Annotated in this window: 13 protein-coding genes; 12 read left to right on the top strand and 1 reads right to left on the bottom strand. The window is 43.4% G+C overall.

Going from position 1 to position 15,202, the window contains the following annotated elements; translation table 11 throughout:
- Positions 1-136: 136 nt before the first annotated feature.
- The 3 genes from WJ238_RS01640 to WJ238_RS01630 are packed head-to-tail and all read left to right on the top strand — an operon-like array spanning position 137 to position 4,028.
- On the top strand, positions 137-1,027 hold the full coding sequence (locus WJ238_RS01640; protein ID WP_316269015.1) for a substrate-binding domain-containing protein: 891 nt from the start codon (positions 137-139) through the stop codon (positions 1,025-1,027).
- A gap of 13 nt (positions 1,028-1,040) precedes the next feature.
- Positions 1,041-3,098 carry a polyphosphate kinase 1 gene (gene ppk1 / locus WJ238_RS01635; protein ID WP_316269013.1) on the top strand — a complete coding sequence of 686 codons (2,058 nt, stop codon included), beginning with the start codon at positions 1,041-1,043 and terminating at the stop codon, positions 3,096-3,098.
- Positions 3,099-3,116: 18 nt separating this feature from the next.
- On the top strand, positions 3,117-4,028 hold the full coding sequence (locus WJ238_RS01630; RefSeq protein WP_230105983.1) for a magnesium transporter CorA family protein: 912 nt from the start codon (positions 3,117-3,119) through the stop codon (positions 4,026-4,028).
- Between the two features lie 2 nt (positions 4,029-4,030).
- Here WJ238_RS01630 and abc-f read toward each other — a convergent pair whose 3' ends face one another.
- Positions 4,031-5,953, bottom strand: coding sequence for a ribosomal protection-like ABC-F family protein (gene abc-f / locus WJ238_RS01625; protein ID WP_337605958.1), 1,923 nt, complete (start codon positions 5,951-5,953; stop codon positions 4,031-4,033).
- Positions 5,954-6,118: 165 nt separating this feature from the next.
- Here abc-f and WJ238_RS01620 point away from each other — a divergent pair, with 165 nt between their 5' ends.
- From WJ238_RS01620 to WJ238_RS01580, 9 genes are all read left to right on the top strand, one after another.
- Positions 6,119-6,769, top strand: a complete 651-nt coding sequence (locus tag WJ238_RS01620) for a redox-sensing transcriptional repressor Rex (protein WP_230105985.1) — start codon at positions 6,119-6,121, stop codon at positions 6,767-6,769.
- 139 nt (positions 6,770-6,908) lie between these two features.
- Complete coding sequence (locus WJ238_RS01615) at positions 6,909-8,405, top strand: NAD(P)H-hydrate dehydratase (RefSeq protein WP_337605957.1); 1,497 nt, start codon at positions 6,909-6,911, stop codon at positions 8,403-8,405.
- Positions 8,406-8,409: 4 nt separating this feature from the next.
- The gene (gene alr, locus WJ238_RS01610; protein ID WP_230105987.1) at positions 8,410-9,579 is read left to right on the top strand and encodes an alanine racemase; all 1,170 of its coding nucleotides are present in this window, start codon (positions 8,410-8,412) and stop codon (positions 9,577-9,579) included.
- An 85-nt stretch (positions 9,580-9,664) separates the two neighbouring features.
- The gene (locus WJ238_RS01605; protein WP_230105988.1) at positions 9,665-10,012 is read left to right on the top strand and encodes a type II toxin-antitoxin system PemK/MazF family toxin; all 348 of its coding nucleotides are present in this window, start codon (positions 9,665-9,667) and stop codon (positions 10,010-10,012) included.
- Positions 10,013-10,039: 27 nt separating this feature from the next.
- Positions 10,040-10,834, top strand: coding sequence for a hemolysin family protein (locus tag WJ238_RS01600; RefSeq protein WP_230105989.1), 795 nt, complete (start codon positions 10,040-10,042; stop codon positions 10,832-10,834).
- A 52-nt stretch (positions 10,835-10,886) separates the two neighbouring features.
- The gene (locus WJ238_RS01595; RefSeq protein ID WP_230105990.1) at positions 10,887-11,618 is read left to right on the top strand and encodes a YebC/PmpR family DNA-binding transcriptional regulator; all 732 of its coding nucleotides are present in this window, start codon (positions 10,887-10,889) and stop codon (positions 11,616-11,618) included.
- Between the two features lie 9 nt (positions 11,619-11,627).
- Positions 11,628-12,401, top strand: coding sequence for a CFI-box extended C-terminal domain-containing protein (locus WJ238_RS01590; RefSeq protein ID WP_230105991.1), 774 nt, complete (start codon positions 11,628-11,630; stop codon positions 12,399-12,401).
- A gap of 14 nt (positions 12,402-12,415) precedes the next feature.
- A complete protein-coding gene (locus tag WJ238_RS01585; RefSeq protein WP_230105992.1) occupies positions 12,416-13,696 on the top strand; it encodes an O-acetylhomoserine aminocarboxypropyltransferase/cysteine synthase family protein in 1,281 nt (426 codons plus the stop codon).
- Between the two features lie 253 nt (positions 13,697-13,949).
- On the top strand, positions 13,950-14,591 hold the full coding sequence (locus WJ238_RS01580) for a ClpP family protease (RefSeq protein WP_337605960.1): 642 nt from the start codon (positions 13,950-13,952) through the stop codon (positions 14,589-14,591).
- The last annotated feature ends 611 nt before the right edge of the window (positions 14,592-15,202 follow it).

Below are 15,202 nucleotides of genomic sequence, written 5' to 3'. Positions count from 1 at the left end.
CGATCTCTTTTAGTGGTGGGTAAAACTGCGCAAAGCCCCGGGTATTTTTACATAAATTTAACAAAAAGATGAAAACTATTTTTACATAACTCCTTTATAATAAAATGGAATATAAGTAAAGAAGGACAGGGAAATCATGAAACGAAAGAATGTAGTATACTTTTTGGCGGCTGCCTGCATTGCCGGAGTGATAGGAGGATGCGGAAGTACGTCTGGATCCGGTTCATCTGACTCGTCGAAATGGCAGGAAATGGGCGAAGTGATTCCGATAACGAGGGAGAATGGATCAGGTACCAGAAGCAGCTTTGCAGAGGCACTTGGTCTGAATATAGAAGGGGTAGATGACCAGGATGAGATCACAGAATCTGCACAGACAGAGACATCCGGAGAAGATATGCTCCGTGCTGTTGCAGGAGAAAAGAATGGTATCGGCTATGTCACTTACAGTACGGATCTTCAGGAAGGGGATGGAGCAAAAGAAATTACGATAGATGGACAAAAAGCAGAGGATGAAACTATTGAAGAAGACAGCTATCCGCTTACACGAACGCTCTATCTTGCCCACACAAGTGAAGACAAGGATCTGGAAACAGATTTTATAAACTATGTGACGGGGAAGGGACAGGAAACCGTATCAGAGTTTTTTGTGCCCATAGGAGGTAAAGAGATTTTTTTATCTAATCAGGCATCCGGTACTTTAAAAATACACGGCTCCACAACTCTGGCACCGGTTATAGAGCAGTTGGCAGATGACTATGAGAAAGAAAATTCCAATGCACAGATTGAGGTGGAAGTATCAGATTCTTCAAAAGGAATTACAGATGTACTGACAGGAAAATGTGATATTGCTATGGTATCCCGGCAGCTGTATCAATATGAGACAGAAGTATTAGAAGCAGAAGCAGTTGCAAAAGACGGGATCCGTGTAATCGTAAATGAAAAAAATCCGACAGAAGATATTTCAATGGATACACTGGAGAAAATTTACACTGGAAAAATCAGTAAATGGGAAAATACACAAGAATAGAGGATGAAGAGAAATGGATAATGTATATATGAATCGAGAGTTATCTTGGCTGAAATTTAATGAAAGAGTGCTGGAGGAAGCGGAGAATAAAGAGGTCCCTTTGTGTGAAAGGCTCTCTTTTGCGTCTATCTATCAGACTAATCTGGATGAATTTTTTATGGTCCGGGTTGGTTCTTTGCAGGACCAAAGCCTTCTTGGCAAAAAAATCAAAGATAATAAGACCAATATGACTGCAAAGGAGCAGATTGAGGAAATTTTGAGAAGAGTTCATATATTAAATGAACGCCGTGACAAAGTTTATGAAGAACTGATGTCACGTCTGAAAGAGTGGGGATTTTCCCTTACGGATTTCAGAAGTATGGAAAAAAGCGAAAGTGAGTATATGGAAAGATATTTTGCCATGGAGATTGAGCCTTTAATATCACCTACCGTAGTAGGAAAGCGTCAGCCATTTCCGTTTCTTAGAAATAAAGAAATTTACGCGGTAGCTGTTTTGGAAACAAAGAGTAAGAAGCAGAGGATCGGTATCATTCCCTGTACAAATAGCATGGTAGAAAGGCTGATTGCAGTTCCGGACAGGTCAGGAACATATATGCTGGCTGAAGAACTGATTCTGCATTACATGCCGAGAGTTTTTAAAGGCTATCAGATCAGGGCCAAATCATTGATCCGCGTAACGAGAAATGCAGATATAGATGCTGACGCCTTATATGATGAAGATTTGGATTATAGGGAATTTATGGCAGATTTAATTAAAAAAAGAAAAAAACTTTCTCCGGTCCGGCTGGAACTGTCCAGGGAGATGGACGGAGATATCGTAGGTATTCTCTGTAAATACCTTGATTTAGAGGAAGCCAGAGTATTTCGTCAAAGCACACCCCTTGATCTGTCTTTTTCTTCTAAAATCCAGGATATGCTAAGAAAGAACCCGGAATTGTTTTTTGAAAAGCGCACGCCACAGAAATCTTCCTCTTTTGAAGATGGAAGAGGAATTATAGAGCAGATAAGAGAGTCGGATAAAATGCTTTCCTATCCCTATGAATCCATTCGTCCGTTCCTCCGGATGCTAAATGAGGCGGCAGAGGATGAAAACGTGATTTCCATTAAAATGACACTCTATCGTCTGGCAAAACAAAGTAAGGTTGTTGAGGCATTGGTGGAAGCAGCGGAAAACGGAAAAGAAGTTGTCGTTTTGGTAGAGCTGCGTGCCAGATTTGATGAGGAAAATAACATCGAATGGTCAAGACGTCTGGAAGAGGCAGGCTGTCAGGTGATCTATGGTCTGGAAGGCTATAAGGTGCACTCCAAACTCTGTCTCATCACGAGAAAAAATGAAGGAAAGATTGAATATATCACTCAGATCGGAACAGGAAATTACAATGAAAAGACCTCCAGACTGTATACAGACCTTTCTCTTATGACGGCAGATCCGGATATTGGCATGGAAGCATCAGCTGTATTCCAGGCGTTGTCAAAAGGTGAGACTGTGGAAAGTTCCAGTCACCTCTTAGTAGCGCCAAAATGCCTTCAGTCCCGGGTCCTGGAAATGATGGACGAAGAGATAAGGCAGGCAAAAGAAGGACAGCCGGCTTATATCGGATTAAAGTTAAATTCTTTGACAGATAAAAAAATTATTGATAAACTGATAGAAGCGTCGGAAGCAGGAGTGAAGATCGATATGGTGATTCGCGGTATCTGCTGTCTGGTTCCACAGGTAGAGGGAAAAACAGAAAATATCCGTGTCATCAGTATTGTCGGAAGATTTCTGGAACACTCCAGAATCTATATTTTCGGATGCGGCGAGCGGGCCAGATATTACATTGCCTCTGCAGATTTTATGACTCGGAATACTGTGCGCCGGGTAGAAGTGGCGGCGCCTGTGCAGCAGCAGAATCTGAAAGAACGACTTCAGGCTATGTTTGATCTTATGTTGAGGGACAATCAGAAGGCACGGCACGAAACGGCTGACGGCAGTTACCTTTTTGTTCGCATGGAGGATCCTGACACAGTTAAAGTAAACTCACAGGAATACTTTTATGAGGAGGCTTACGAAAAGGCAGGACAAATGTAAGATAAGAGTGGTGGTAGAATGATATGGAAACTCGGAGAGAGGCTGGAGCAGATTGAGACAGAAACATGGAAGGAGACAAGGCCTCCGGCTGTATTTCTCACTGATTCCAAAAATGCCCGCCGGGATTTGGAATTGGCAGGTATACAGTATGAAAATGAAATACAGACCAACAAGATAGGATTTTGTAAACTGGAAACACAGCAGGAATGCCTGGCGGGTACACTTTGTATCCCCAGGCTTTTGGACGTGCTTGGAAGCAGATACCGCATTTACTTTTTTGTGAATCAAGATCATGTTGTACTTGTAGATGATGAAGATTTTTCTATGAGGCTGATCCGAAGGATCAAAAGAAAAAAGACCCATCAAGGAGAAACAAAGGAACGGTTCATATATAATTTTATTGCTGAATTTATGAGCAGAGATCAGGAAATTTTGATGCAGTATGAGAAAATCCTTATGCGCATGGAAGAAGACGTCATGCAGGGGAAAATTGAAAATTTCCAGAGGGAACTGATGCCGATACGAAGAAAACTTCTGACACTTCGCGGCTATTATGATGAAATGATGGATATGGGAACAGAGCTTGAGGAAAATGAAAATGGATTTTTCGCCAAGAAACAGCTCAAATATTTCGGGACACTTTCCAATCGGGCAGACCGGCTGATGGGGAGGACTGCCCATTTGCTGGAATACGCACAGCAGGTGCGAGATCTGTATCAGGCACAGGTGGATGCAAAACAGAATAGTAATATGCAGTTTCTGACTGTGTTGTCCACCATTTTCTTCCCCCTCACCTTAATTACCGGATGGTACGGTATGAATTTTGAAAATATGCCGGAGCTGAAAAACGGATATCCCGGCGTTATTGCACTAAGTTTGATCGTTATTGTTGTCTGTATTTTAATCTTTAAAAAGAAAAAAATTCTCTGATTTTATTCCTGGGAGGCGAGAGCCTCCCATTTTTCATACAGTTCCTCCAATTCAGCAGCGATGTCAGCTTTTTCTCTGGCAAGTTCCTGACAGCGTATAGAATTGGTATATACTTCCTCCAGCGCCATCAGCTCATCAATCTGTCCGTCTCGTTCCTCCAGAGAAGTTATGCGTTCCTCTGTCTTCTTCAGATCATTCTGTCGTTTCCGTTCCCGTGCCTTTTCTTCTTTTTGCTCCTGCCAGCTTAACTTGGCTTCGGAGGCTGCTTCGGCAGCCGGGGCATTATCACAGGATGGAACTGACGCGTATGCGGCAGTCAATTCCTCCCGCTTTTCCAGATAATAGTCATAATTACCGATATAGTTGACAAATGTTTTGTTTACAAGTTCCAGGATCCTGGTGGCCGTTTGGTTAATGAAATATCGGTCATGGGACACATAGAGGACGGTGCCTTTGTAATTATTCAGAGCGTTTTCCAGAATTTCTTTGGAGGCGATATCCAGATGGTTGGTAGGCTCATCAAGAATGAGGAAATTTGCTTCCGAAAGCATAAGCTTTGCCAGGGAAACACGTCCCCTCTCTCCGCCGCTTAAATCTCCGATAAGCTTAAAAACATCATCCCCCGTGAAGAGGAAAGCAGCCAGCATATTGCGGATTTCCGTGTTTGTAAGAGAAGGATATGCATCTGAAATTTCTTCAAATATAGTTTTTTCCATATGAAGAACATGATGTTCCTGGTCATAGTATCCGATATGCACGTTTGTCCCAAGTGTAAAGCTTCCGCTGTCAGCAGGCAAAACCCGGTTCAGGATTTTAAGGAGGGTTGTCTTGCCGGTTCCGTTATCTCCGATTACCGCTACATGTTCGCCTCTTTTGATTTCAAAGCTGACATTTTCAAAAAGGGGCTGGGACGGAAAAGATTTGCTTAAGTGATCTACGGAAAGAACATCATTTCCGCTGACACAGGAAGGTTCCAGCACCAGATGGATATCTGTTCTTTGCTCCGCAGGCTTTTCTATGCGTTCCATTTTTTCCAGCATTTTTTCCCGGCTTTCTGCACGCTTGATTGACTTTTCCCTGTTAAAAGAGCGGAGCTTTTCGATCACGGCTTCCTGATGGCGGATCTCCTGCTGCTGATTGAGATACTCTTTCATCCTTGCTTCACGGATTTGCTGCTTTTTACGGGAGTAATCTGTGTAATTGCCAAGGTAGGTCATAATGGAACCCTGTTCAATTTCAATGACCTTTGTTACCACTCTATTGAGAAAATAGCGGTCATGGGAGACGATAAGCACGGCACCGGAATAATTCAGAAGATAAGTTTCCAGCCAGGAGATCGAATTAAGATCCAGATGGTTGGTAGGCTCATCTAAAAGAAGGACATCCGGTTTTGTAAGAAGAAGTTTGCCTAATGCTACACGTGTTTTTTGACCACCGGAAAGAGCGTCTACCGGTTTGGAGAATTCTTCTTCGTCAAAACCAAGCCCCTTGAGTACTCCCACAATTTCACTTTCGTAGGCATAGCCATTTTCACGTTCAAACCGGTCAGACAAACGGTGATAAGTATTCAGTCGCTCAGTAAGTTGTTCGCCCGCAAGGTTGGGAATTTCCTGTTCAATTCGGCGGATCTCTTTTTCCAGTGATATGATCTCCGCTTTGGCAGTGCGTACTTCTTCGTAAATAGTGTTTCCTCCGGAGAGATTCTGGTGCTGGGAAAGATAGCCAAGAGATTTTCCTTTCGATAAAGTAATGCTACCGCCGTCAAGTGGCAGTTCTCCCACAATCATTTTCAGTATTGTTGATTTTCCAGCTCCGTTGATCCCAACAAGTGCTGCTTTTTCATATTCTTCTATGTGAAAGGAGCCGTTTTTTACAATGACATCCTCACCAAATGCTTTTTCAATTGAATGACATGCTAGTATCATAAATATATACCTCCGGGACTATTATATCGGTGATTTGTGAAGGTGTCAATTTTCTGCAATTCTTTATATAAAATCTAATATTCCAAAGTTTTCCGAACAAAAATTTGACTTTGAACAAACAATTCTATATAATGTAGACAGAAAAAGATTGGGAAGGTGAAAAGAGTGGAAAGCAGAGAAATTTCGCAGGCAGTCATACGGAGGCTCCCAAGATATTACAGGTATTTAGGAGAACTGCTTGAAAATGGGGTGGAACGTATCTCTTCAAATGATCTGAGTAAGAGAATGCAGGTAACTGCATCCCAGATTCGGCAGGATTTAAATAATTTCGGCGGATTTGGCCAGCAGGGATATGGATATAATGTGAAATATCTTTATACAGAGATAGGAAAGATCCTCGGTTTGGAGGAAGAACATGGAATGATCATCATCGGGGCAGGAAATCTGGGTCATGCTCTGGCGAATCATGCAGGATTTGAAAAGCGGGGATTTGTATTAAAAGGCATTTTTGATGTTAATCCTACTTTAAAGGGAATGACAATTCGTGGAGTGCCTATTTATATGATGGATGAGCTGGAAGATTTTATGAAGAACAGTGATATTGAGATCGGAATCCTCACCATACCTAAGGCAAAGGCAATTGAAGTGGCAAATCAGCTGGTGGACTATGGGATAAAGGCGATTTGGAACTTTGCCCATACAGATCTGAATTTGCCGGATAACGTGATCGTGGAAAATGTACACTTATCGGAAAGTCTGATGAGATTATCCTATAATATCAGCCGTTACAACGAGGAACATAGGGCTGAAAAATAGCGGGGATATGACAGCGTGTGAAGTAAGCGTGTGCGAAAGGACAGGCTTTCTTTACACGCTTTTTCAATAGAAAACTTCGTTTCCTGTTGCGGATTCTTTGTTCTATATAAATAAAATAAATAAAAAGGGGGTTGACAGTATGAGATATTTGCCGGATGGAAGACAAATGAAGGCAGCGGATGGGTATACGATACGGGAGAAAAAAATGCCGTCTCTTATCCTGATGGAAAGGGCGGCAAGAACTTTTGTAGAAACGGTATGTGAAACAGATGCAGATCTGTCAGATGTATGTGTTGTATGCGGATCCGGAAATAATGGCGGAGATGGATTTGCTATCGCCAGACTTCTTCTGGAAAGAGGAGCGGGAGTATCAGCCTGTATGGTGGGAAACCCTGATCATTGTACCGAAGAGACAAAGAGGCAGATTCAGCTTTTCCGGGAGGCAGGAGGAACCATAGAGGAAGGTTTTACGGAGAGAAAATGCAGCCTGCTTATCGATGCCATATTCGGGGCAGGGCTTAGCAGGCGTGTGGAAGGGCATTACCTGGAATGTATTCAGGCGATGAACCGGTCAGAGGGGAAAAAAGTGGCAGTAGATGTACCCTCCGGAGTTTCCACATCTACCGGAGAGGTTGTAACCGACGCTTTCCGGGCAGAGCTGACAGTCAGTTTTCAGTGTGAAAAACTTGGCTGTGTACTTTATCCGGGGAAGGAGTTTGCCGGAGAAGTAAAGGTAACGGATATAGGAGTCGATGTCTCAGCGATGCCGGGGGACAGAGATGTAGCCTATGCGCTGGAGCAGGAGGATGCGGCGAAAATGCTGCCGAAGCGCAGAGAGGATTCTCATAAAGGGACTTATGGAAAGGTTCTTATTATCGCCGGAAGCAAAGGAATGGCCGGAGCAGCTTATCTGGGCGCACTGGCGGCCTATAAGACGGGGGCAGGTCTGGTACAGATCTATACGTCAGAGGATAACCGGGCTGTACTGCAGACGCTTCTTCCGGAGGCAATCGTTCGCTGTTATGATTTCTTTGACGAACGGGAACTTTTGCAGCTGCTGAAATGGGCGGATGTGGTGAGTATTGGTTCCGGGCTTGGAACCAGCGACAAATCACGGAGGATTTTACAGGCAACACTGGAAAATGTAGAGGTTCCCTGTGTTGTGGATGCGGACGGATTGAATCTTTTATCTGCGCACAGCCGCTATATGAAAAATCTTGTCCGTGGTCAGTTTATTTTTACTCCCCATATGAAAGAAATGTCCAGGATAACAAGGAAATCAGTGGAAGAACTTCGAAACAGCCGAATGGAAATATTAAAGCAGTTTGCCGGAGAATATGATGTTACATGTGTACTGAAAGATGCGCGCACGTGTATTTTCAGTCCCGGGGAGCATCCTTTTGTGAATTTGTCAGGAAATGCGGCTATGGCAAAGGCAGGAAGCGGAGATGTTCTTGCAGGTGTGATCACAGGTCTTCTTGCACAGAAAATGTCCTGTTTTGATGCAGCGGTCCTAGGTGTTTACCTTCACGGACTGGCAGGAGATGAGGCAAAAAGGGAGAAGGGAAGCTACAGCGTGCTTGCAAGAGACCTGGCGGAAAATATCGGGACTGTTCTGAAAAGACTGGAGGAATGATCGTATGAAAAAATACAGCAGAGTCTGCGCCAGAATAGATTTGGACGCAGTGGAATATAATCTGGATATGATGAAGCAAAACATCAAAGAAGAAACGAAGATGATCGGCGTGATCAAGACGGACGGATATGGCCATGGCGCCGTGCAGATTGCCAGATATGTAATGGAAGAAAAAGATTATATATGGGGATATGCAGTTGCCACTCTGGATGAGGCTGTTCTATTGAAGAAAAATCAGGTGAAGAAGCCGGTTTTGGTTCTGGGCTGTATTTTCCCGGATCAGCGGGATATTATGATAGAGCAGGAAGTACGTATGACCTGCTATACATTGGAAATGGCAGAAGATATTTCCAAGAGGGCACAAAAATTGAATCAAAAGGCATATATCCACATTAAACTGGATACAGGAATGTCCAGGCTGGGCTTTCAGATTACAGAGGAGAGTGTGGAAGAGATCTGCCGGATTGCTTCTTTGCCGAATCTGGTATTGGAGGGCATGTACTCTCATTTTGCCACAGCAGATGAAACAGATAAGACATTTACAAAAAAGCAGTTAGAGCGCTATCTGTGGATGAAAGAGAAGCTGGAGGAACGGAAGGTCACATTTCCTTATTATCACTGCTCAAACAGTGCGGGTATTATTGATGTAAAGGAAGCCAATATGGATCTTGTCCGTGCGGGAATTTCCACTTATGGTCTTTATCCTTCCAATGAAGTGGAAAAGAAGAATGTTCCCCTGAAGCCGGCGCTTCAGCTGATCAGTCATGTGGCTCATGTGAAATGGGTGGAGAGCGGAACGCCTGTAAGCTATGGATGCACATACGTGACAAAAAGGAGAACACGCATCGCGACCATACCTGTAGGTTACGGAGACGGTTATCCAAGGAGTCTGTCCAATAAAGGCTATGTCCTGATCCGCGGAAAGAAAGCGCCCATTCTGGGACGGGTATGTATGGATCAGTTTATGGTTGATGTCACAGACATAGATGCGGTAACCTTCCAAGACAGGGTAACTTTGGTAGGGACGGACGGAGGAGAGGATCTCCCCGTGGAAGTGTTAAGTGATCTTTCCGGCAGATTCAATTATGAGTTTGTATGTGATCTTGGAAAACGAATACCAAGAGAATTTATCCGGAACGGTAAAGTTGTGGAACAGATGGATTATTTTGCATAGGATTCAGGTGATGCATACTTTGGAATACATCCGAAAAAGCTGGCAATACTAGAAATATCTTAAGCAAATCGGAGTGTGAACAAAGGTGCAGGTAAAGCGAGGAGACATTTATTATGCAGATCTAAGTCCGGTGGTGGGATCAGAGCAGGGAGGAGTCCGGCCGGTACTGATCATCCAGAATAATATTGGAAACAGACACAGCCCTACTGTGATATGTGCGGCCATTACTTCCCGCATGAATAAGGCAAAACTGCCTACGCATGTGGAAATTGATGCAGGTAAATATCAGATTGTCAAAAATTCAGTGATCTTACTGGAACAAATCAGGACGATTGATAAAAGAAGGCTGAAAGATATGGTATGCCATCTGGACAAAGAACTAATGAATAAAGTTGATGAAGCGCTGAAGATCAGTTTTGAGCTTCATACATAATAACAAAGGAGCAGGAGAAGAAAAGCTATGGAAGAAGGCAGTTTGTTTCAGAGAATGAAACAGATTTTTCAAGGAGATGATGAAGAAAAAGAAGCTTTGGGCCAGGAGGCGGCAGAGCTGATACGGAACATTTTCCGGTATATGGATAAGGATGCAAGAGATATTATGACCCACAGGCGTGACATTGTTGCGATAGACGGAGAAGAAACGCTGGAAGAGGCACTGAAATTTATGCTGGAAGAGAGCCATTCCAGGTTTCCAATCTATCAGGAAGATATTGACGGGATCATAGGTACCATGCATCTTAGAGAAGCGATGAGATGCTACTTTAATGAAGAACAGCGGCAAAAGTCAGTGAAAGAACTGAAGGATTACATACGCCCGGTTACATTTATCCCGGAGACAAAGAGTATTGACACACTGTTTAAAGAAATGCAGGCCGGAAAACAGCATGTGGTAATTGTACTGGATGAATACGGACAGACAGCAGGACTTGTTGCCATGGAAGATATTCTGGAAGAGATCGTGGGAAATATTTTAGATGAATATGATGAGGAAGAGGAAATGCTGACCTTAAGTCCCGATGGTTCTATGCTGGCAAAGGGATTTATGGACCTGGAAGATCTGGAAGAAAGTTTAAAAATCAGCTTTGATAAAGAGGAGTATGAGACTTTGAATGGTTTTCTCATCGATCAGCTGGATCGTATACCGGCAGAAGATGAGCACTGTGTGATAGAGTATGAAGGATATTGTTTCACAGTTCTTTCTGTAGACAACAATGCAATTCAGACAGTTAAGATTGAAAAAATATCCAAGGAGTGATAAAATAGAAAAAGTGTGAATAAAAAGGATAAATGCAAGGAGAGAGAAAAACATGTCAGGACATTCAAAGTTTGCAAATATTAAACATAAGAAAGAAAAAAACGATGCGGCAAAAGGAAAGATTTTTACAAAAATCGGTAAGGAGCTGGCGGTAGCCGTTAAAGAGGGCGGAAGCGCCGATCCGGCTAATAACAGCAGACTTCGGGATGTCATTGCAAAGGCGAAAGCGAATAATATGCCTAATGACACGATCGAAAGAAATATCAAGAAAGCAGATGGAGATGCAAACTCTGCCAATTATGAACATATTACATATGAAGGATATGGACCGGGGGGAACGGCGATTATTGTAGAAGCGCTGACAGACAATAAGAATCGTACAGCGTCCAACGTAAAGAGCGCCTTTACAAAGGGAAGCGGAAACGTAGGTACTCCGGGATGTGTTTCCTTTATGTTTGACAAAAAGGGACAGATCATTGTAGCAAAGGAAGATTACGATGGAGATGCAGATGATCTGATGATGCAGGCGCTGGATGCCGGAGCAGAAGATTTTGCAGAAGAGGAAGACAGTTATGAAATCCTGACAGCACCGGATGATTTCAGTGCAGTGCGTCTTACTCTGGAGGAAGCAGGGATTGTCATGGCCCAGGCGGAAGTGACAATGATACCGCAGACATGGGTGGAATTGACAGAGGAAAAGGATATCCAGAATATTCAGAAAACCCTGGACCTTCTGGATGACGATGACGATGTACAGGACGTTTACCATAACTGGGACGCATAGGTGGCTTTTATGGAACTGGAATATATCGGAGAATTAAAAAAAGAATTGGTCGACTTTTTCATAGAGATGCAGGAATACCGCCAGTATTTTAAAAGAAAACTTTATGAAGAAGCATTTCAGAAATGTTACGAAAATCATAGAGAGATGCTTGCCAAGATCATTGAGGTCTGTGAGAAAGCCGAGGACAAGGACGCTGTCTTAGAAGAATTGTCCGGCGCAATTCCAGAGTATGCTCATAGTCAGATCAATGTCCAGAAAAATAGAGGTAAAAAGGAAGGCCTCATGGTAGATTACAATATGTCCATGGTGACATTTGTTATACCGATTCTTGGCTACAGCAGGAACGAATCCTGCGACAGGCTGATCGATCTCATGATCAAAAAGTGGAATGTCAAGCCTATGACAATGAGAATCCAGAAGTCAGAATATGAGAAGATGAAAAACGGTTTCAAATCTCGCCTGTGTTATATCACAACTGCTGTGTGCGCAAGCAGAAATCAGAGGGATGACTGTTATGAACTGAATCTTTTGAGAGATTATCGGGACAGATATCTTGCGGCAGACAGAAAAGGAGAGGCGTTGATCGAGGAGTATTACAATGTGGCGCCCACTATCGTAAACCGTATTAACAAAGAGGAAAATGCCGGTGAAATTTACGAGAACATTTATCAGGAATATCTTCAGAAGTGCGTCCATCTGATCGAAACAGGGAGGATGGAAAAGTGCGGAGAGATTTATGCTGAAATGGTAGAAGAGCTGGAGAAAAAATACTTATTTTCATAGAAGGAGGAGTCAAATTGAGCAATTACAAAATAGAGACAAAATGTATCCAGTCCGGGTACACACCGAAAACAGGCGAACCAAGAGTGGTTCCCATCTATCAGAGCACTACGTTTAAATACGATACAAGCGAGCAGATGGGGCGTCTTTTTGATCTGGAAGATTCCGGATATTTCTATACACGTCTGCAAAATCCGACGAACGACGCGGTTGCAGCGAAAATCTGCGATCTGGAAGGCGGAGTTGCAGCAATGTTGACTTCATCCGGACAGGCAGCAAGCTTTTACGCCATTATGAATATTGTAGAAGCGGGGGATCACATCGTATGCGCTTCTGCGGTTTACGGAGGAACTTATAACCTTTATGCGCATACCATTCGGAAAATGGGTGTGGAAGCTACTTTTGTAGATCCGGACTGCAGTGAGGAAGAACTCAATGCTGCATTTAAGGAAAATACAAAGGCAGTATTCGGTGAGACGATCGCCAACCCGGCGCTGGTGGTGCTGGATATCGAAAAATTTGCAAAAGCGGCTCATGATCACGGCGTACCGTTGATCGTTGACAATACATTTGCAACTCCCATCAATTGCCGTCCTTTTGAATGGGGGGCTGATATTGTGACTCATTCTACAACAAAGTATATGGACGGACATGCATCTGCAGTGGGCGGGGCAATTGTTGACAGCGGAAATTTTGACTGGGAAGCTCATAAAGAAAAATTCCCGGGCCTTACCACACCGGATGAGACATATCACGGAATTGTCTATACCCAGAAGTTTGGAAAAGGCGCTTACATCACCAAGGCAACTGCACAGCTTATGAGAGATCTTGGTTCCATTCAGTCTCCGCAGAATGCATTCCTTTTGAATATCGGGCTGGAGACACTCCATCTTAGAGTGCCGAGACATTGTGAAAATGCCGTAAAAGTTGCTTCTTACCTGAAGGGTCATGAAAAGGTTGCATGGGTACACTGCCCGTCTCTGGAAGGAGATCCTTACTATGACCTTGCAAAGAAATATATGCCAAACGGAACATGTGGCGTTATCACATTCGGTCTGAAAGGCGGAAGAGAAGCTTCTGTAAAAATGATGGACAGCTTGAAGCTGGCAGCAATCGTAACTCATGTGGCAGACGCCAGAACATGCGTCCTTCATCCGGCGAGCCATACCCACCGCCAGATGAACGATCAGGAGCTTCTGGAAGCTGGCGTTCAGCCGGATCTGATCCGTTTCAGCGTCGGTATCGAGAACGCAGACGATATCATCGCTGACCTGGAGCAGGCGCTGGCGCAGGTATAAGCAGATATAACTGCCTGCTGTTTTCTGGAAAAATCGGATAAAACTTCAAGTATAAAAAGAAAAGCCACCTCCATACTAATAACATCGGTGTACATGGGAAAATGCTTCTGTACATTGATGGGAAAGCAGTATGGAGGTGTTTTTTGTCGTGGAAAATGTGAACGAAAGTAACGGTAAGCAAAATAACATAAGCGATCGTATAGAAAACAGTACAGGAAATGAGACAGAACAAAAGAATGAACAGATCAAGGAAATGGGAAGCCTGGATCTTCAGGAAGATTCTTCCTGCCACAGGATTAAGCTGATTACGATTATTGGAGAGATTGAGGGGCATGAGTCTGTGTCCGGCAGTACAAAGGCGACGAAATACGAGCATCTTCTCCCTATGCTTGCGGAAATCGAGGACAATCAGGAGATAGACGGACTTTTGATCCTTTTAAATACCCTTGGAGGAGATGTGGAAGCAGGTCTTTCTATAGCAGAACTGATTGCATCCTTAAGTAAACCGACGGTGTCTCTTGTGCTGGGAGGAAGTCATTCCATCGGCGGCCCTCTGGCAGTATCTGCAGACTATTCCTTCATTGTGCCAAGCGGTACGATGATCATCCATCCGGTGCGTTCCAATGGCATGTTCATTGGCGTAATGCAGAGTTTTCGTAATATAGAAAAAACGCAGGACCGCATCACAGGTTTTCTGGCAAGACATTCCCATATGAAGCAGGAGCGGATTGAAAAGCTGATGCTGAACTCGACACAGCTTGTCAAAGATGTGGGAACATTGCTGGAAGGGGAAGATGCCGTCCGGGAAGGGCTGATCGATGAAGTAGGTGGTTTAAGCGACGCATTGAAGAAGCTTCATCAGATGATCGATGAGAGGAAGAAAGGGGAAAAGTAGGAATCGGCAATATTCCAGCAGCAGCTCTTTATAGTTCAATTTCTAAATGCACATCAGGAAAGGGACTTCAATGCTTTTGTAACTATTTACACAGCAAAGGGGTCACTTTTCTGTGGGGAGACAGCAGTAAGAAAGCGCCATTTGAAAGGTTTTTAGAAAAAATGAAAAATTATGTCAAATATATGGACAACCATCTTTACATATGTTAACATATATCTAAAGCATTATATCTTCACAATCTTTTGTGTCTTCTGCAGGAAATTGTAAGCATCTTAGACTTGTTTCCTGTATCTTATTTTCTAAATACACATCAGGAAAGATATCTCAATGCTTTTACGACTGATTTATATACAGTAAAGAGGTTCTTTCCTGGATGGTATGGAAAATAGAATAAGGCAGGACAAACAGAACCAGGGGGGAGGAAGAGCCTCTTCATACTACCAAGAAAAGGAGGCTGCCTATGGAAAAAGCGACACAAGACGTCAGAAGAATTAATGCATCGACGGAAGAGCATGAGCTTGAGAACCGATATGAAAAGTACAAGCGAATCCTTGAAGGACTTACGATCATGAGTGATATTTTCATGCGGAATGTCTTGAAAAAGCGGGAAT

Origin of the sequence: Claveliimonas sp. (assembly GCF_037273965.1) — a bacterium.
Taxonomy (GTDB): Bacteria; Bacillota; Clostridia; order Lachnospirales; family Lachnospiraceae; genus Claveliimonas; species Claveliimonas bilis.
Note: the sequence above shows the minus strand (reverse complement) of the source record. Positions and strands in the feature narration are given on the sequence as shown.